The sequence below is a fragment of the candidate division WOR-1 bacterium RIFOXYB2_FULL_36_35 genome (assembly GCA_001771505.1).
Lineage (GTDB): Bacteria > Margulisbacteria > WOR-1 > XYC2-FULL-46-14 > XYC2-FULL-37-10 > XYB2-FULL-36-35.
In genome coordinates, this window is the sequence record MEUA01000031.1 from 14416 (window position 1) to 32686 (window position 18271).

General features: G+C 36.6%; 16 protein-coding genes. 12 read left to right on the forward strand and 4 right to left on the reverse strand.

All coding sequences use genetic code 11. The annotated features are described in order from the left end of the window. Window positions 1-83: 83 nt before the first annotated feature. Window positions 84-764, reverse strand: coding sequence for a hypothetical protein (locus A2290_08645; GenBank protein OGC14749.1), 681 nt, complete (start codon window positions 762-764; stop codon window positions 84-86). A 38-nt stretch (window positions 765-802) separates the two neighbouring features. Between A2290_08645 and A2290_08650 the strand changes: the two genes are divergently transcribed. The 8 genes from A2290_08650 (at window position 803) to A2290_08685 (ending at window position 6978) form a co-directional block, all read left to right on the forward strand. Further along, the gene (locus A2290_08650) at window positions 803-1789 is read left to right on the forward strand and encodes a biotin synthase BioB (protein OGC14750.1); all 987 of its coding nucleotides are present in this window, start codon (window positions 803-805) and stop codon (window positions 1787-1789) included. An 85-nt stretch (window positions 1790-1874) separates the two neighbouring features. Beyond that, window positions 1875-2918, forward strand: coding sequence for a hypothetical protein (locus A2290_08655; protein ID OGC14751.1), 1044 nt, complete (start codon window positions 1875-1877; stop codon window positions 2916-2918). A 90-nt stretch (window positions 2919-3008) separates the two neighbouring features. Next, complete coding sequence (locus A2290_08660) at window positions 3009-3932, forward strand: malate dehydrogenase (protein ID OGC14752.1); 924 nt, start codon at window positions 3009-3011, stop codon at window positions 3930-3932. Beyond that, complete coding sequence (locus A2290_08665) at window positions 3911-4747, forward strand: fumarate hydratase (protein ID OGC14753.1); 837 nt, start codon at window positions 3911-3913, stop codon at window positions 4745-4747. The genes A2290_08660 and A2290_08665 overlap by 22 nt, the downstream gene beginning before the upstream one ends. Continuing rightward, entirely contained in the window at window positions 4744-5295 is a 552-nt protein-coding gene (locus tag A2290_08670) for a fumarate hydratase (GenBank protein ID OGC14754.1), read from the forward strand. The genes A2290_08665 and A2290_08670 overlap by 4 nt, the downstream gene beginning before the upstream one ends. Continuing rightward, a complete protein-coding gene (locus A2290_08675) occupies window positions 5264-6241 on the forward strand; it encodes a hypothetical protein (protein OGC14755.1) in 978 nt (325 codons plus the stop codon). The genes A2290_08670 and A2290_08675 overlap by 32 nt, the downstream gene beginning before the upstream one ends. Further along, entirely contained in the window at window positions 6241-6459 is a 219-nt protein-coding gene (locus A2290_08680; protein ID OGC14756.1) for a hypothetical protein, read from the forward strand. Before A2290_08675 ends, A2290_08680 begins: the two co-directional genes overlap by 1 nt. Before the next feature lie 12 nt (window positions 6460-6471). Next, complete coding sequence (locus tag A2290_08685; GenBank protein OGC14776.1) at window positions 6472-6978, forward strand: hypothetical protein; 507 nt, start codon at window positions 6472-6474, stop codon at window positions 6976-6978. 49 nt (window positions 6979-7027) lie between these two features. Here A2290_08685 and A2290_08690 read toward each other — a convergent pair whose 3' ends face one another. After that, window positions 7028-7873 (reverse strand): hypothetical protein, encoded by an 846-nt coding sequence (locus A2290_08690; GenBank protein ID OGC14757.1) that lies wholly within the window; start codon window positions 7871-7873, stop codon window positions 7028-7030. 131 nt (window positions 7874-8004) lie between these two features. Here A2290_08690 and A2290_08695 point away from each other — a divergent pair, with 131 nt between their 5' ends. Further along, window positions 8005-9192, forward strand: coding sequence for a methionine adenosyltransferase (locus tag A2290_08695; GenBank protein OGC14758.1), 1188 nt, complete (start codon window positions 8005-8007; stop codon window positions 9190-9192). 16 nt (window positions 9193-9208) lie between these two features. Here the strand turns inward: A2290_08695 and A2290_08700 are convergent, their stop codons facing one another. Then, a complete protein-coding gene (locus A2290_08700) occupies window positions 9209-11962 on the reverse strand; it encodes a hypothetical protein (protein ID OGC14759.1) in 2754 nt (917 codons plus the stop codon). A 35-nt stretch (window positions 11963-11997) separates the two neighbouring features. Further along, a complete protein-coding gene (locus A2290_08705; GenBank protein OGC14760.1) occupies window positions 11998-14415 on the reverse strand; it encodes a hypothetical protein in 2418 nt (805 codons plus the stop codon). A gap of 104 nt (window positions 14416-14519) precedes the next feature. Here A2290_08705 and A2290_08710 point away from each other — a divergent pair, with 104 nt between their 5' ends. From A2290_08710 to A2290_08720, 3 genes are read left to right on the forward strand one after another with little or no spacing between them, the layout of a single operon-like run. Then, window positions 14520-15731 carry a hypothetical protein gene (locus A2290_08710; GenBank protein ID OGC14761.1) on the forward strand — a complete coding sequence of 404 codons (1212 nt, stop codon included), beginning with the start codon at window positions 14520-14522 and terminating at the stop codon, window positions 15729-15731. Then, on the forward strand, window positions 15728-17425 hold the full coding sequence (locus A2290_08715; GenBank protein ID OGC14762.1) for a hypothetical protein: 1698 nt from the start codon (window positions 15728-15730) through the stop codon (window positions 17423-17425). The genes A2290_08710 and A2290_08715 overlap by 4 nt, the downstream gene beginning before the upstream one ends. Then, window positions 17422-18267, forward strand: a complete 846-nt coding sequence (locus A2290_08720; GenBank protein OGC14763.1) for a hypothetical protein — start codon at window positions 17422-17424, stop codon at window positions 18265-18267. The genes A2290_08715 and A2290_08720 overlap by 4 nt, the downstream gene beginning before the upstream one ends. The last annotated feature ends 4 nt before the right edge of the window (window positions 18268-18271 follow it).

The window sequence follows — 18271 nt, forward strand, 5'->3', positions numbered from 1 at the left end:
AATTACTTATTAAAAATTGCAGTCCTCAACTATTCACCCCGATTAGAATAATCGGGGTTCACACTCAAAACAATAATGACTAATTAGGGAAAAGAAAATTGCCTGATAAAGTTTCTTGCTATTAAATTAAACTTGTCAATTTCCGCAATAAAAAGAGCATGCCCTCCCCCATTAAAAATTTCAAGCTCCGACGATACAATTTTAGTGTTCATATATTTCGAAGCCTCAACAGGAACAACTTGATCGTGATCCCCATGGATCAAAAGTGTAGGGACTTTAACCTCCGGCAAAAATGCTCTAAAGTCTTCTTTTTTTAAGCGCTCAAACCATAAAACAATATCTTCTTTTTTGTGCGGAGGGATTTTATCAATTAGATAATCATAATCAGCATTTCCAAAAACTAGCCGGTAAAAATACTTCATCCCCTCTTTATAGTCAACCATAAACTTTTTTTCTAGTTTTCTTAAAAGAGCAGGATTTATTCCATATGGATAATCATCGCTCTTCAAATATTTTGCAAACGAGGAGACCAATACAAGTCCTTTTATTTTCTGGGGATATTCGCTATAAAGCTTAAAGGCTTTCCACCCTCCCATCGACCATGCAACAATAACAACATTATCTAAATCGGTAATTTTTTCGGAATCTGTCGTTACATTAAAATCTTTTAAAAATTCTTTTATTTGACCATCCCAAATAGAAGGGCCTGTAGCAAAGCCATGAATGAACATTAGTGTCATCATATATTTAATTATATCAGACATGGTATAATTTAATCCCGATTGTCCTAATTGGGGTGAATATGAATTACAAAGCTCTCGCAAAACAGGCGATTAAAGGAAAAAAACTCTCATTTGATGAAGCTATGCAATTGCTAAAAACTTCCGATGACGATACTTTTGAATTTCTATCCGCAGCAAACCATATCAAGAGAGCTTTTAAAGGGAATAAAGTAAAACTCTGTGCAATAGTCAACGCAAAGTCGGGCAAGTGTACCGAAAACTGTTCCTTCTGCGCCCAATCGGCTCATCATAAAGCAAATTCCGATATCTATCCATTAATGTCAGATAAGAAGATTTTCTCTGCAGCGAAAAAATCGGAAGAAGAGATGATGGCCACCTGTTTTAGCATTGTAACTTCGGGCAAATCAATTATAAAAAAAGATGAATTGGCAACTATTGGAACAGCAATAAAAAATATAAGCAAAAAAACAAGCCTCAATCGTTGCGTATCAATGGGAACTCTGTCAAAAAAGCAAATTGAAGAATTAAAGGCAAAAGGATTGAAACGTCTGCATCATAATTTGGAGACAGCGGAAAGTTTCTTCGGCAACATATGTACAACACACAGTTATAAAGAAAGGTTGGACACGATAAAAGAGGCCAAAAAGGCGGGATTAGAAATCTGTTCTGGTGGAATATTCGGATTGGGAGAGTCTTTGGAACAAAGACTTGAGCTTGCCTTCACTTTAAGAGAATTAGAGGTTGAATCTGTTCCAATAAACATATTAAATCCGATAAAGGGGACGCCTGCCGCAAAAAATTACAAGCCAATTAAACCCTTTGAAGTACTAAGGCTTATAGCTACTTACAGATTTCTTCTCCCAAAGGCTGATATAGGGGTTTTTGGCGGAAGGGAGAAAGCGCTACGATCTCTTCAGCCCCTCATGTTTATCGCGGGAGCCAACGTCACCTTAATCGGTAATTACTTAACTACAAAAGGGCGATCCCCTGAGAAAGACCTTCAAATGATTAATGAATTAGGCCTTAAAATCGACCAAGACAATTAACTCCGATTATTCACCCCGATTATCCTAATCGGGGTGAATTTAAATTTGATTAACAAGATAATCTATACTATAATTTCATTTTGAAATGGCAATTTTCTATTCATACTTTGAATTAATGGCCTCACTCTTTATATTATTAATGTCTTTCTATATATTTAGCAGATATCATGACGATAAGGCAGCCAGGTTTTATGCCCGTCTTTCTCTTGTGGGATTCTTTGCTGCGATTTTTGAATATTCCATGAGGATTGCTTTCACACTGGAAATAGCAAGAGGGATAAACAGGATAAGCATCATTTTCTTGTCTTTTATGCTTGCCATGTTTGTACAATTCGCCATGATCTTTACCAGAAGATACTCTTGGTTAAGCAACAGAATAACTTATATAATTTTATATCTGCCTGCCATTATCGTAAGCAGCTTATTCCTCTTTACAAATTTAATGTACTCATACTACGAAATAAGAGATATAGGAATAGTAAGTCAACCCTCTCCTCTGTACTGGATTTTTACAATATATTCTCTAGCTTATGTTTTACTTGCCTGTTATCTTTTTGTAAGCTGCGCAAGAAGAGTCTGTCATCATCCAATAATACAAAAACAATCTGAAATTATAGCAATGGGCGCAATGTTATCGCTTTTGCTAGCAAGTATCACCGACCAAATAATCCCACTTATTTATGGCACAAGAATATTCCCCCCAACCGTTGTATTTTCAGTTGCTCTTATGGGGTTGTTTGTTTTCATCGCAATGAGAAAATACAATTTATTTACAGTGTCTCCAGGCTTTGCCGCAGAAACAATTATTGAAACCATGCCAGACTCACTTATGATTACCGATCTGGAAGGAAGGGTGTTATCTTTAAACAAAGAAGCACAAAAATTTTTTCATGTTCCCAAGGAACAGATAATAGGAAAACCGATATGCAAGTTATTTAAAGATGTAAATAAATACAATCAACTCTTCTGCGAAGTTGCAGAAAAAAATATGGAGATCCAAAGATTTGAGGCGGAGTTAATAGACCCTCAGGGAGAAAAGATCCCTTCCATAATAAACGCCAATAAAATTCGTGATTCTTTCGGCATTACAATCGGGGTTGTTTATGTCATAAGAGACGTCAGAGGATAATAAACCCCAATTATTAGCAAAAACACTTTGGACGTTTCCCAAATATTATTTCTGATGCTGCTGTGTTAAAAAATATGCTAAAATAATTCTATGCAAAAAATAACAGTCGTCGGAGCAGGAAATGTCGGAGCTCAATGCGTATATCGATTGGCGCAGATGGGACATGGAAATTTGGTCTTAATCGATATCCTAGAGGGTTTACCTCAAGGAAAAGCTCTCGACATGATGCAGGCAGGAGCGGTTGAAGGATTTAATGTCAAAATTAAAGGAACAAATGATTATAAAGACACCCAAAATTCCGATGTAGTTGTAATCACCGCGGGATTAGCGCGAAAACCAGGGATGTCACGAGATGATCTGATCGCCAAAAATTCAGAAATACTCTCCTCAATTATAAAAAACATCGTGGAACAATCGCCAAATACAATTTTGATAATTGTAACAAACCCTCTGGATGCCATGACATACCTTGCGTATAAAGTTTCAGGCCTTCCGTCAAATAAGGTAATCGGAATGGCCCCTGTACTCGATTCCGCAAGAATGCAGTATTTTATCTCAGAAATGACAGGAACTTCTGTAAACGATATATACGCAGAAGTTATGGGAAGCCACGGAGACTTAATGGTTCCAATTCCTAGATTGTCAACAATAAATAAAAAAAACATAACAGAAAAGATGACGTCTGAACAAATAGAAAATATTGTTGAAAGGACCAAAAATGGCGGGGCTGAAATTGTAAAACATTTAAAAACAGGATCCGCTTATTACGCCCCCGGAAGCTCGGCCGCCTTCATGGCAGAGGCCATTGTTACAAACAGCAAAAAAATCGTAGGGACATGCGCATACCTGAACGGTGAATATGGTTTAAAAGACGTGTATGTCGGAGTACCAGCAAAGCTCGGCAAAAATGGCGTTGAAGAGATAATAGAGCTAAAATTAACTCCAAATGAACAAAAAGCTTTAGTCTCTTCTGCAGATGCGGTAAAAAAATTATGCGAAAAATTAATTCTTTAAAAATAAAAGAGACTATTACCACACTTCTTAAAGAAGCCGCTTATGATCTGCCAAAAGAGGTTGAGTCTGCAATGAAAAAATCTTATAAAAAAAGCAATCTCTCAAAACTGGAAAAAAACATATTAAAAGAATTAATAGACAATATAAACATAGCAAGAGAAGAAAAAATGCCGCTCTGCCAAGATACAGGGACAGCGACAATTTTCATAGAAATTGGCCAGGATGTACATATAACAGGAGATTTTTACAAGGCAATAAATGATGGAGCAGTTGAGGCATATAAAAATCTCAGAAAATCGATCGTGGGACACCCTCTTACACGAGAAAACACTAAAGATAACGCGCCTGTCAATCTTCACATGAATATTATCCCTGGAGACAAAATCAAAATAACTGTCCTCCCAAAAGGTGGTGGGGCTGAAAACGCAAGCCTTTTGAAGATGCTCCTCCCGACATCATCGGAAGAAGATATCATAGACGCAATAGTAACCCACGTGAAAGAAAACGGAACAAAAGCATGTCCTCCACTAATAATAGGAATAGGACTTGGCGGCACTTTTGACAATGTAGCAACACTTGCAAAAAAAGCTTTACTTAGGCCTATAGAAAGCTTTAACAAGGACAAAAAAATCGCAAAGATAGAAAAGATTCTATTAAAAAAGATAAATGGAACAAATGTCGGACCTATGGGGGTCGGAGGGGAAACAACGGCGCTCGCCATTCACATAGAAACAGCTCCATGCCATATTGCAAGCCTACCTCTTGCAATAAATCTGCAATGCCACTCCCACAGGCATAAAGAGGCAACAATATGAAAAACTCAAGGGGACAAAAACTTGTGCTTCCCCTAAATAACAAGATCATCTCATCTCTAAAAAATGGAGATCGTGTTTTAGTTAGCGGAACCCTTTATACAGCAAGAGATCAAGCCCATAAAAAACTCGTGGAATTAATTATCAAAGGGAAAAAACTCCCTTTTGATTTAAATAATCAGATAATTTTTTACGCGGGACCCACCCCAGGGAAAAATGGAAAGATTGTAGGGTCAATTGGTCCTACAACAGCAAGCAGAATGGATTCTTTTGTTGAACCATTGCTAAAAAACGGACTAAAAGGTATGATTGGTAAAGGGCCAAGAGATCAAAACATTAAAAAACTGCTAAAGCAGTATAAAGCAGTCTATTTTATAGCGACAGGGGGAGTTGCAGCCCTTCTTGGAAAATGCATAAAGAACTCTGAACTTATTGCTTTCCCTGAGCTTGGACCTGAAGCAGTATTAAAGCTTGAAGTAAAAGACTTTCCATTAATCGTCGCCTATGATGCCAAAGGGAATGATTTTTTTGAAGAAGAGAGAGAGGAATAATAAAATGTCAGATTATTGGCAGGTTTGGAATTTTGGGTTTAAAAAGATATTTTTAATTATTATTGTATTCCTTTTATCTTTAACCCTTTTTAAAACCTCTGCATTAGCAACAGAATATGACGGCATCTGGTTTCTTGGATTTAATGTCCATAAAGATTTATTAAGCAATCAGAAAATAAGAGAAATAATATTTCAGTCAATAAACAGAAAAAAGATTTCAAAAGAAATTGTTAAATCAGAAGTGATGCCAAACAGCATTATTCCGCCCGATATGCTTGGATCCTACAAATCATTAAATTTAGATTATGATCTAAAAACAGCAAAAGAAACCTTAAAATCTTTGGGGTTTTCTATGAACGATAAAAGGCTTAAAAATTTAGAGCTCTTGCATACAGATGGAGATATTACTCAAAAGATAGCAAAAGCTATTAAAAAAGATTTATCAAGTATAGGCATAGGGATAAAACTTGTAGAGGTAAAATATGCGGAGCCTGAAACATGGGTAAGTGAATTATCCTCAGGGAAATATCATATGTTCCTTATGGGATATAAAGCAAATCCATTTTTATCGATTTTTATAGGAGATACAAGCTCTAAAATTTTTCATCTAATGGATTGTGAAAAAGTTCCGCTTGAAGATAAACAAGTTTTATTCTCTTCTTATGATGATGCAATAAAAAATGGTTTTACTCCCGACACAGTAAATTGTCATCCTAAAAATACGGGGAAAACTGAAACAGAAGCACTCCTTAGACCTCTTTTTTATTCGAAAGGAGACGCTAATTTTACCTTCTATAGTAATATAAATATTGACAACCTTTTAGATCAGCTTGCTCAAATTGACAGTTCCATGAAAGAAGAACAATTAAAGAAAATACAAGAGATCAATAAAAGACTCTCGAACGATTTACCAATAATCCCTCTATTTTACATAGAAAAATTGTAATGAAAGATTGTAGAAATTATTTCATTAAAGTCCCTAAAAAAGAAGTATTCTTTTGGGCCCCTTTTTTCGAGGCATATCAGGGGATGCTATCTTTAAGAACGCCGGAACCGCCAAAAAACGATACAGCTATAATACATATGCATGTATCGCCTGACTTTATAAAAGATTTTGACAGGTTAATTAAAAGATTTAATCTCAAAAAGGGCAAAAAACTTTAATCATTGAAAAACATAATAGAAAAATTAAGACCAAAAGAACATTTGGAATCTATTTATCAGGTGGATTTCAAGGCGCTAAAAGAGAAAGGGATAAAAGGGTTGATTCTTGATATAGACGATACTCTTTTGCCGAGGCAGATGATTGAAATATCCCATGTTCTTCTTACTTTTATTGAAAGATTAAAAGATTTAGGGTTTTCCATATTTTTACTATCAAACAACTTTTCCAAAGACAGAGTAGAACATGTCGGTAAAATATTAGGCGCTCCATATTCTACTTTTTCGATGAAACCGTTTCCTTTTGCTTTTAATTCAGCCTGCAAAAAAATGGAGCTTATGCCAAAAGAGGTCGCAGTAATAGGAGACCAATTATTTATGGATATATTGGGAGGCAATATTATCGGCGCCTATACCATACTAGTCGATCCTATGTCAACTGAAACCTTAATTCTGCGACAGTGGATGCGAAAAGCCGAGAAATTGATGCTTCAGCATTTAGAGGAAGATATCCCAGTCTGAAAAATTCCACAAACGCTTCTCTATGCTCTTGAGCCTAAAGGATATATTTTTAGAACTCACTAAAAATCTCTTTATCCATAAAAGAGTATCTGTTAAAAAAAGTGTAATCACCCGCTTTTGCTGCCCTAGAAGCCAACTCTTTAAATTCAGGATTTTTATTAACATACCACTCATAAGCCCAGGCAAAAGCCTCTAATGGATTCTCGTCCATAGGATGCTTTTTCTTATGATTAAGCTTTAAAATTATTTCGCCAAAAATATCACTATTTCTGGTTAAAGACTTCATGCTGAAACGATCAACAACAGATTCCCAGTCTTCTTTGTCAATTTCAACAGGTTTTAATCCTATTTGATGAAATTTATTCCCCGGAATAAAAAACTTGCGAAATTCTGTCATGTTGTACCCAGCATCTTTTACAAACTCCATAAATTCTGCAAATTCCAGATTAAAATGAGAAACGGCGTGACCTATTTCATGGACCAAAACTTCCGGAATCCCTTCTGGCGTGACGTTATCAAAAACATAAATCCGCTTACTATCCGCATCATACGCGCCTCCTGCATCAATCCGCAATCCAGAAAGCAAACGAATACGATGCTCACGATTTTTTATAATCTGTTTAACTCCCATCAAATGCTGGCGCTTTTTCTTCTGAATTTCCTCTAGAGTTTCACCAATTATAGCAACTTCAACAGATGAAAATTTAACATCAGAATCGACAACCTCAACCCCAAACTCTTTTGCTATCTTTTTGCGTAAAATTATCCCTTCAGGAATAATAACCGGTCTGGTATTTATCCCCTGGATACCAAGCTGATTGTAGGGAATAGAAGTTCCTAATCTTCCTACATTGTAAGCGCCCGGCTGATTTGGATTGATCGGATCTATCGGCAAGATACACCCCTCCCTATATCTTTTATCGCACAACAACCCATTAAACTTGCAAATTATTTAATATTATGAGAAAATAAAAAAGTCGCATTTAAAATTGCTGGTCCGCTTATTATAAGGGAGGCATGATAAAAATGGGAAAAAAGTATCTTTTTACGTCTGAGTCTGTTACTGAAGGGCACCCCGATAAAGTCTGCGATCAAATCTCCGATTCTATCCTAGATGAAATAATGGAAAAGGATCCTATGGGACGCGTTGCGGTTGAAGCGCTTGTCACCAATGGTCTGTGTGTAGTGGCAGGGGAAGTAACTACCGGCTGTTATGTCGATATTCCAAAATTAGTCAGAAATACAATAAAAGAGATAGGATACACTCGAGCAAAATACGGGTTTGACTACGAAACTTGTGGTGTATTGGTCTCTATCAAAGAACAAAGCAAGGATATCGCCAGAGGGGTAGACAAAGCTTTGGAAATCCGCGGCGGAGAGGTAATAAGAGAAGATCTGGAGGGGTTGGGAGCAGGAGATCAAGGCCTAATGTTCGGTTATGCGTGCAATGAAACAGAAGAACTAATGCCTCTTCCAATAACTTTGGCTCAAAGACTGGCCAAAAAATTAGCCGAAGTTAGAAAAACCGGTGAATTATCATACCTTAGACCTGACGGAAAATCACAAGTAACCGTTGAATATGAAGACGGAAGACCAATAAGACTTGACACAGTTTTAATAGCAGCACAACATGCCCCTGAAGTAAAACCTGAACAAATAAGAGAAGACATTATAGAAAGGGTCATCCTTCCTATTCTTCCTCAGGAATTAGTCGATGATAAAATAAAATATTTTGTTAACCCGACAGGTCGGTTTGTAATAGGAGGACCTCAGGGCGATACAGGTGTTACAGGAAGAAAAATTATAGTTGACACTTATGGAGGTTATGCAAGACACGGCGGAGGAGCGTTTAGCGGAAAGGACCCAACCAAAGTTGATAGATCGGGAACATATGCGGCAAGATGGGTAGCAAAAAATGTTGTAGCATCGGGCCTGGCTGATAAGTGTGAAGTCCAACTTGCCTATGCAATAGGAGTTGCAAGGCCACTATCAATCATGGTAGATACTTTTGGCACAGGCAAACTCTCAGAACTAAAAATAGCACAACTTATAGATGAACATTTTGACTTAAGGCCAGGATTAATAATTAAAAATCTTGACTTAAGAAGACCTTTGTATAAACCTGTGGCTTCCTATGGTCACTTTGGAAGGCCTGAACTTTCTCTTCCATGGGAAAACACAAATAAAGCTAACGAACTAAAAAAAGCAGCTTAGTTTTAAAAGAAATAGTTTAAAATCTAAATTTTTGGGCGGCGATTGATCTTCCTCCATCAGAAAGGTCTTCCCATACCAAAAGAAATTCCCTCTTTCCTGTAGGTAAAAGCTTGGGAGCGCGGGCGCCTCCCGCAGTCTCCTTTATTTTCACCCCGTTTTTTGGGAAGATTGTAACATTTGATTTATTTAAAGCTTGCAAATAAATGTTATAATTCGCACCACTCCTATAATCCTCCCAAGCTATTATTTTGTCATCATCAAGGTTTATAATAGAAGGAGAATACTGCGTCCCGGGAGCAGAACAAATATCTATTCCGTCTTTATTGTCTTTATCTTCTTTTATCCTGCCGTCCCGTTCAATTTCCTGCCCAAAAATATCCCAATTTCCAAAACGGAAATCTTCCCATACAAAAAAAGACTCTCCTCCCCTCAAAGAAATAACTTTCGGTCGTTGCTGAGTACGTCCTACCTGACATACAGGAACACCGTCTTTAATCCATAAATTTTTTCCTTTTATATCTATTTTTTGAGCGTAGACATCAAAATTACCACTACCTTTATCCGTCCATCCAACAATAACCCCAAGATTATCAGCAGCCATCGTCAAATCTTTTTGCAGATCAGGGGCTTCACACACAGGAATTCCGTCATCCTGAAAAACAATATTGCCTGATAAATCAAGTTTTTGGGCGCGTATATCAGAATTTTTTTCACCCTTTGAGTAATCAATCCAAACAGTAAAAAGGGAGACAGGCATTATCAAGGGAGAGTCCTGTCTTCCTATAGAAAAAGAAACCAGTTTGCCTCCTCCCCCCCACAACAGAGTCCCTTTTGAATCAATTCTCTGAGTGCCGATATCAAACTTGCCTGAAGTAGTATCTTCATTTATAAAAACAACTACAGCCCCTCCTCCCTCAAAAGAGACAATTTTTGGTTTTGTCTGCCTGGAAGAAATACGTTTAGGGGTGAGTTCTATCCCCCCGGGGAAGAGAGCTTCTCCTTCTTGATCAAAATGCTGTAGATAAATTTTTGTGCCTGAAAGTTTTCTTTCATCCTCCCATACAACATATACGCCTCCTTTACCATCTGCCGCAACTTCAGGATTTGTCTGTTCAAAATCTTGACGTGAAGCAGCAACAGCCTTATCTCCCCAAAGTAAAAAACCTTGAGAACTTAATTTTTGGGCATAAACATTTAAATTCCCAAAACGTTTGTCTTCAAAAGCAAAATAGAAAGAGCCATCATCATCTAGAGTCGCCTGAAAGTTTTTTTGAACAACAGATCCCATCACATTATTAATTACTTTCCCCAAATCTCCCCAAACACGCCCACCTCCCTTTGAAATTCTTTGAGCATAAATATCAAAATTTCCATCTTTATCATCCTGAAAACAGACAATTGCATCCTCTCTACTCCCAAGGGCAAGATCAGATTCTATTGCGTCATGTTGAAAGTCAGATATAAGAACTCCTTCTTTGTCAAAAATTAAAAGCGCATCGTCTGTCACTTTCTGGAGATAAAGCCTTCTTTGTCTCCCCACCCCCTCTTCCCAAACAACATAAAATGGCGATGTTCCATATATCTTAGGATTAGATTGAATGCCTCTCTTGCTTACAACAGGCCTTGCATCTCCTCCCCATAACAAAACGCCATGTGATGAAACTCTTTGCATGTATACATCAGAATCCCCTGCATGAGGATCGCTCCATACAAGAGTACATCCCCCATCTTTATCTGAAACAATTTCAGGAGGGGTCGGATTAGAAAATGTGTCAGCAACTTTCAATCCGTTTTTTTCAAAAAGGCTTTTTGCGTTAATGTCTAAATTTTGAATAAAAACACCAGCATCGCCAGACCTTTTATCAAGCCAAGTAATAAAAACACCGCCATTTTTATCTTTCACAATTTTGGGGTTTTCCTGATTCCCGCCGATTTTACAGACTGCGATGCCAGATGCAGGCCATGTATTTTTCCCTTCCATATCAACATGTTGAGCATAAACATCAAAATCCCCCGATCTTCTATCTGCCCATGCTAAAAAAGCTCCTCCTTTTCCATCCCCCGCAATTTCCGGATACCATTGAGTTGCTTTCTCGTTGCAAACAAGAACACCGTTTAACATCCAAAGAGAACGACCCTTTGAATCTACCTTTTGGGCATATATATCTTCTTCCCCTGATCTATAATCAAACCACGTTATAATAACTCCATCTTCCCCATCTGAAATAATTTTTGGAAAAATCTGCCCCCCCCTTGCGGCACAAACAGGAACTCCGGTTTTGGCATATAATAAAGTGCCATTCGCGCTTACCCTCTGCAAATAAATATCAAAATCTCCATTTCTATCATCCTGCCAAACAATAAAAACCCCACCTGCATTATCCGAAATTATCTGAGGAAAAATCTGATCATTTTTAAATTTTATTAGAGGAAAAGCCGTAATCCCCCACAATCTGCTCCCGTCCTCACTTATCTTTTGCATGTATAAATCGGCATTTCCATCACGGAGATCCTCAAAAACTAAAATATAATCGGAAATACCGGATTTTATAATCTTTACATTTCTTTGAATGGTGTTTCCAGGAGAATCATTAACAATAACTCCCCCTTCTTTCCATAAAGTTTTAGGATAATTAGCGGAAGGAGAAACTTGTTCAGCCCAAATAAAACTAACAAAAAAAATAAACCCTACAATACCCACTCCCAAAAAAAACAAAAATCGGGATTTAGGCACGCAAAATTTATTTTTTTTTTCTTTATCAATTGTCATTTGCCCTTATCTGCTGATCATTCAAAATCTAAAAATCAATCAACTTTATCTAGCTTCATAGAAATAACTCTTGAAACTCCAGGTTCTTCCATGGTTATGCCATATATATAATCCGCAACGGCCATAGTACGTTTACTATGGGTAATAACCAACATTTGCGATGTCTCTGAAAAATTTTTTAAATAAGAAGTAAACCTAACTATATTAGAATCATCAAGAGCGGCATCCACTTCATCCAAAATACAAAGAGGACTTGGAGATGTTTTTAATATTGCAAAAAGAAGGGCTATGGCAGTTAAAGACCTTTCTCCTCCGGAAAGCAAGGAAAGATTTAGCCATTTACGCCCATTGGGCCTAACGGAAATTTCAATCCCTGCATTTAACGTATCTTTTTCTCCTTCCAGAACAATTTTAGCCTCTCCCCCCTTAAACAATTCAGAAAATACCAGCGAAAAATTGTTTGCGATAACCTCCATGGCTTTTTGAAAATCCTGCCTAGCTTTAACATCAAGTTCAGAAATAAGAGTCATTAAATTCTCTCTAGCCGATAATATATCCTGATGCTGGGACTCAATAAAAACATGCCTGTCTTTGCACTTTTCATACTCATCTATGGCAAGAAGGTTTACAGGCTCTAACGCCCTAAGTCTTTCCTTAAGCAAGTCTATCTCTTTTTTGCTCCTATTCACATTGCCGACATCCCCGTCAAAAGCCAATAAATCAGAAAATAAAATAGCATATTCCGCTTGAATATAAGTCTCTATTTGGGCAAGTTCGCTATTTATCTTTGTCAAAGAAATCTCTTTTCTCAACAATTCGGAGCTTTGTCCGTCAGAAGTGATATCATCAAATGCCGTACTATCTATGGATTGAATATCTTTTAAGAGCTTGTCTTTTTGATTTTTTAAAACATCCTTTTTTTGCTCAAAAAGCTCTTTTTCTTTTTGGAGCTTAGATACAATTTCACTAATAGGCATTTTTTCAAAATCTTCTGTTTGCCTTATAATTTCATCAAGCCTCTTTTCTGCTTTTATTAAATCATCCCTTAAACAAGTTAACTTTTCCTGTTTTTCTTTTAGCTCTTTTTGGCGAGTGGCAATCTCCGCTTCTATTATATTAAACTCCCTTTCTAGCAATTCTCTAAAGCGTTCTATAGAGACATCTTCTTTTAATCCATCCCAAGCTTTTCCAAAACAGGAAACAAGTATCGCCTTAAGTTTTTGAGAAGTATCAACCGTAAGGCGTATAACTTCTTTAAAATCTCCAAACTCCTCCAAATTCATAGATGAAGAATTTTTGCTTTTGTTTTGAATTTCTTTTCTTTTTTCACTTAAAGAATTTAAAACGTCATTTACCTTTTTTATTTCAAAAGCCAAAAACCTCTCTTCTTCTTTTATGTCCCTGACCTTGTTTTTTTCCTCAAAAAGATGCCTCTCTTTTTCTATGATTAAATTCCCTCTCTCTTTTTCTATTTCATCTTTTACATTTTCCAATCTTTGGAAAACATCATTTAATTCTGTTTCACATAACTGCAAATCCTTTTGTTTATGAACCCTTTCCTCTTTTAATTTACGGAGTTCTTCTTCTTTTTGAGTTAAAAGTTTACGCAAAGCTTCAAGTTCCTTAGTTACACTCTCTTGCTTCTGCAACAGTTGTTTGGCCTGTTTATTAAAAGCGGACAGCTCCAACAAACGCAATTCCCCTTGAATTTCCTTATATTCTCTTGCAGCTTTTGCTTGTAATTCAAGAGATATAAGCTGCTCCCCTATTTCAACTTTCAAATCCGAAATCCTAAGCAAGTTTTGTTCAGACAATATTAATTTTCTTTCCGCTTCGGTTTTACGAAATCTATATTTGTTAATCCCCGCAACCTCTTCAAAAACAGCACGCCGGTCCTCGGGCTTAGAAGATAAAATAGCATCCACTTTCCCTTGGCTGATAATAGCCAATGATTCCGTGCTTAATCCCGTGTCTAAAAACAAATCTCTTAGATCTTTTAAGCGACAAGATTGTCCATTGATTAAAAACTTGCTTTCTCCATCACGAAAAGTTCTTCTTTTTACGCAAACTTCATTATAATCAACCGGCAAAGATCTATCGGAATTATCAAAAACCAAAGAGACCTCGGCCATAGAAAGTGCTTTTTTGGTTTCAGTCCCCGCAAAAATCACCTCGGGAACAGAATTAACTCTAAGACCGCGAATATTTGTTTCTCCCAATACAAAACGAAATGCATCTACGATATTACTTTTTCCGCATCCGTTAGGCCCCACAATAGCTGTAATGCCGGTCCCTGAGTCAAATATAATCTCTTCTCCATCAGCAAATGTTTTAAACCCTTTAATTTCTAAAGACTTAAGATTCATCGGCAATAATATTACCACAGAATGATTCTCTTGCAAACAATCTTTCCCCTTGTTAAAATAGCCTTTAAATGCAAAAAAAGATTTCACCCCGATTATTCACCCCGATTAGGAAATCGGGGTTCATTCCTGGGAAAATTTTCAACACTCTGCTAGAATTTTGTTCGTCTATGAATAATCGGGGTTCATTCCTATTGATTATTTTTTTTACGGCAGTATTTTGCAAAAACCTTGTGGCTGACACAATACAGCCTTCTGATTTTAAAGATAAGTTCATAGTTTATAAGAACATTCTAGAAATAAAAGAAGAAGCGCAAAAAGGACAAGAAATTAAAGTAAACAACGCTCTTGTCAAAGAAAAAAACAACTCTTTCAGTTATGAAATTATACTCTCTCCAGGAAAAAATCTCATAAAAATAAAAAACATAGGGTCATTCAGGGTCTTACGCATGGTATCATTCCCCGACTCAATAAATATTTACACCAAAAGGCCTTCTTGGGCAAAAGAAGAGTCGGACACTCTTAATACTTTAGGAATAATAGAAGGACATCCTGACGGCAATTATTATTTTAATGACAGTACTACAAAAGGAGAGTTTGCTACTTGGCTATGCAAGGCTCAAAACTTAAAAATACAGGAACTCACAAATGATCCTTTCAAAGATGTACCCAAAGAACATTGGAGAGCTCCTTATATTGAAGCAGTTATAAAGGCGGGTTATATGAAGGGCTATTCAGATGATAATTTCAATCTAGATTACAACATAAGCAGGGTTGAAGCTGCGGTTTCCGCCTTAAAATCAGAAGAACCCTCAATCAAAGAGGTTGTTTCCATCGGTTTTTTTAGAGACGTACCAAAAACACATCCCCTATTTAACCAACTTCAACTGGCAAAATCTCTGGGTTTAATAAAAGGGGTTTCATATGAAATCCCCATGTTTGAACCCGACAGGGATATAACACATGCAGAAACAGCAGCTCTACTCTCTCGCCTAAAAGGAGTAAAAACACAAAAAAATGAGTTATATGATTTTAGTTCAGGATATACAGACGATAAACTTTGCAAAATTAATATAGCCCCGGAAATAAGTTCTGTAGAAATAATTCCCAAATTTATTACGATTAATACTGATTACCTGTTAACAATTAATGCAAAGATAGATCCAGCGTATAATTTAGATGATATTTTATATGTTAAAGCGGACCTTTCAGATTTTGGGAACGAGGCAGATGCAAAGATGTATGATGATGCAACAAATGGTGATAAAGTTAAAGGAGACGGAGAATACACCCTAAAGTTTCAAGGATCATCAGAGGGGACAGGAGAAAAAAACATAAAAATAACAGCTGTAAACAGATTTGGATGGAAAGGGGATAAAGGGATAAAGGTATTAGCCACAGAATGAAAAAAATATTTCTTACTATTATAATTACTCTATTTTTAGGAGCAACTGCAAATTGTTTAACCTTACTAGAGCTTGGAGATCAAGTATTTGATACAAATTTAGGTAGTAGGCCTTTAAGTATGGGGGGGGCTTTTGTCGCAGTTGCGAACGATCCGAATGCTTCTTTTTATAATCCAGGGGGACTTCCATGGGCAAAAGGGATAAGTTTAAATGGAAAAGATTTCAATAATTTATCCGTATCGCAAGCATATCCCACAGGATTTGGCTCAACATTGGGAATTGCTTATATAAGATCAAATATAAAAAATCTCATAATTGACAACAATTCAGCGGGAGATTTTTCGAGCAGTGTTATTGTTTTTTCGGCCGGAAGTAAATTGAGCGCTCTTCCTTTTATAAGTAAAATTCCAAATTCAGAAAACATAGGAATAGGCTTTAATTTTAAGTCTATCCTTTCACAAATAACTACAGGAACATTTGAGATTACCGGTACCATCGACAAAATAACACAGGGGTGGGAACTTGATGCTGGATTACTTACAAAAACCCTCCCATGGCTCTCTTTTGGTATAACGGCCCAAAACATCATGCCAAAAGGCAGCAACGTCAACAATGGAGGCGTAATAAACTGGAACACCGCAGGATATGGAGCTGTCCCTGCAATATTAAAAAGCGGAGTCAGCGCTCAAATTATTGGGCCGGAAAGTCCTATCAATTCTGAGCAAAATAAACTCATTTTAAATACGGATATGCAAAGCCAGCAACTGTCGCAAAGTGTAACAACTATAGGGCTTGAATGGATTTTTAACAATTACCTTGCGTTTAGATGCGGGATTGTAACAAAGCCAGCGCCAAGCGACACCGGCAGTTTCGGAATAGGATTTAATACTCCTGAATGGGGACTAGATATAGCTTCATATTATGATTTTCTTAGCAGCTCCAGGGCTTATACGTTTTCTATGTTATATAACCCCCAAACATGGACATTTAAACCTAAAAGCTCCGATAATAATATAAAGCCGGAAGGGAAAAAAGCATCTGTAATAAAACTTGCCGTTCCAAAAGAATTTACAACCTACAATGAAAACATAGTTGTAAGCGGAGAAGCTCAAAACGGAACAATAGTCCTAATAAATAATCAGCCAATTATTCTTGACAAAAACAACAAATTTGAAGTTGTCCTGCCCTTATCCATAGGCAAGAACTTTATAGCTATCGAGGCTTCACTAAATGATTTGAAAGAAAATCTTGATCTAAAAATCCTAAGAAAAGCAAAAATCAAAATAGCAGAAGAGGGAAAAATAGAAAACGATTTAAAATCAGCAAAAACAGAAGAAGCCAAAGAATTCGCAAAAAAAGAGATGACACAATTTAAAATCAGAAAAGAAAAGCTTGAAGCTTTGATAACAATTGGAGTAATAGATGTTGCTCCTCAAGAAGAATTTGCATTTGACAAGCCAATTTCCAGAGGAGAGTTTGCAAGTTGGGTTGTAAAGTCATTTAATATTCCACTTGCAAATTCAACAGATTCAAATCTTTTTTCCGATGTGCCGTCAACATATCCGTTTGCGCCTTATATAATAACCTTGGTTGATAAAAAAATAATGTCTGGAGAAGGAGGCTATTTTTATCCTGAAAAAACTATAACTAAAACAGAAGCAGAGAAAATCATAAAAAAAATAAAAAATATATGAAGCTAAAAAATGCACTTATAATAATCTTTATGCTTTCAACAGTTGTAAATACTACATCGTTTGGCGATGAAGTTCTTTCCAAAGGAGAAGCCATTGATATAATTTCAGCAACTAAGTTTTTAAAAGAGAAAATAGGCAGTTTATTATCTTGGAGCAAAGGATATGACATAAGCGCCATCAACAGAGTAAAGCTTATTCCTATTATAAAATACATCAAAGCTGTCCCCAAAAGCGTCCCTCCCGACGGAAGGACAGTTCTAGAAATATCTGCCGCAATTGATGACCCTGAAGGATTATCCAATATAAAAGGAGTCACAGCAGATCTAACCAACATAGGAAGACTAAAAGAGACAATTTTAGTAGATACGGGGCTCTGGGGAGATCAAACCCCCAACGATGGGATATATACAATGCAAACAAATATTAATCCCGACATACCCCTGGGAAACAAAGAAATCACAGTTAAGACGGTAAACAAAAAAGGCTGGCTTGCTCTTTCAAAAACAACCATAACAGTTGACAGATCCCCAAAGCTTAAAGACCTTGCAATAACTCCTCCTAGAATTAAAGCAGGAGAAAACACGCAGATCACAATAAGTGTTACAGTTATCTCTCCAAATAAAAATGATATGATAAAAGAGGTTTTTGCGGATTTAAGAGAAATTGCGCAAGGCGAAAAAGTTAATCTGCAAAAGATAGGTTATAATAAATTTTATTTAGATACTGTAGTCCCATCAATTGTGCAAAGAGGCCAAAAAAGAATAATCGTATTCGCAGTCAACTATGAAGGGGAGACAGGGAAAGAATATGTTGTTTTGGAAGTAATTCCACCTCAACAATAAAAAT

Coding starts and splice junctions, on each gene's coding strand:
- A2290_08670 (OGC14754.1), top strand. CDS start 4,744: ATGAAAAACTCAAGGGGACAAAAACTTGTGCTTCCCCTAAATAACAAG.
- A2290_08695 (OGC14758.1), top strand. CDS start 8,005: ATGGGAAAAAAGTATCTTTTTACGTCTGAGTCTGTTACTGAAGGGCAC.
- A2290_08680 (OGC14756.1), top strand. CDS start 6,241: ATGAAAGATTGTAGAAATTATTTCATTAAAGTCCCTAAAAAAGAAGTA.
- A2290_08700 (OGC14759.1), bottom strand. CDS start 11,962: ATGACAATTGATAAAGAAAAAAAAAATAAATTTTGCGTGCCTAAATCC.
- A2290_08720 (OGC14763.1), top strand. CDS start 17,422: ATGAAGCTAAAAAATGCACTTATAATAATCTTTATGCTTTCAACAGTT.
- A2290_08645 (OGC14749.1), bottom strand. CDS start 764: ATGTCTGATATAATTAAATATATGATGACACTAATGTTCATTCATGGC.
- A2290_08650 (OGC14750.1), top strand. CDS start 803: ATGAATTACAAAGCTCTCGCAAAACAGGCGATTAAAGGAAAAAAACTC.
- A2290_08655 (OGC14751.1), top strand. CDS start 1,875: ATGGCAATTTTCTATTCATACTTTGAATTAATGGCCTCACTCTTTATA.
- A2290_08715 (OGC14762.1), top strand. CDS start 15,728: ATGAAAAAAATATTTCTTACTATTATAATTACTCTATTTTTAGGAGCA.
- A2290_08665 (OGC14753.1), top strand. CDS start 3,911: ATGCGAAAAATTAATTCTTTAAAAATAAAAGAGACTATTACCACACTT.
- A2290_08675 (OGC14755.1), top strand. CDS start 5,264: ATGATTTTTTTGAAGAAGAGAGAGAGGAATAATAAAATGTCAGATTAT.
- A2290_08660 (OGC14752.1), top strand. CDS start 3,009: ATGCAAAAAATAACAGTCGTCGGAGCAGGAAATGTCGGAGCTCAATGC.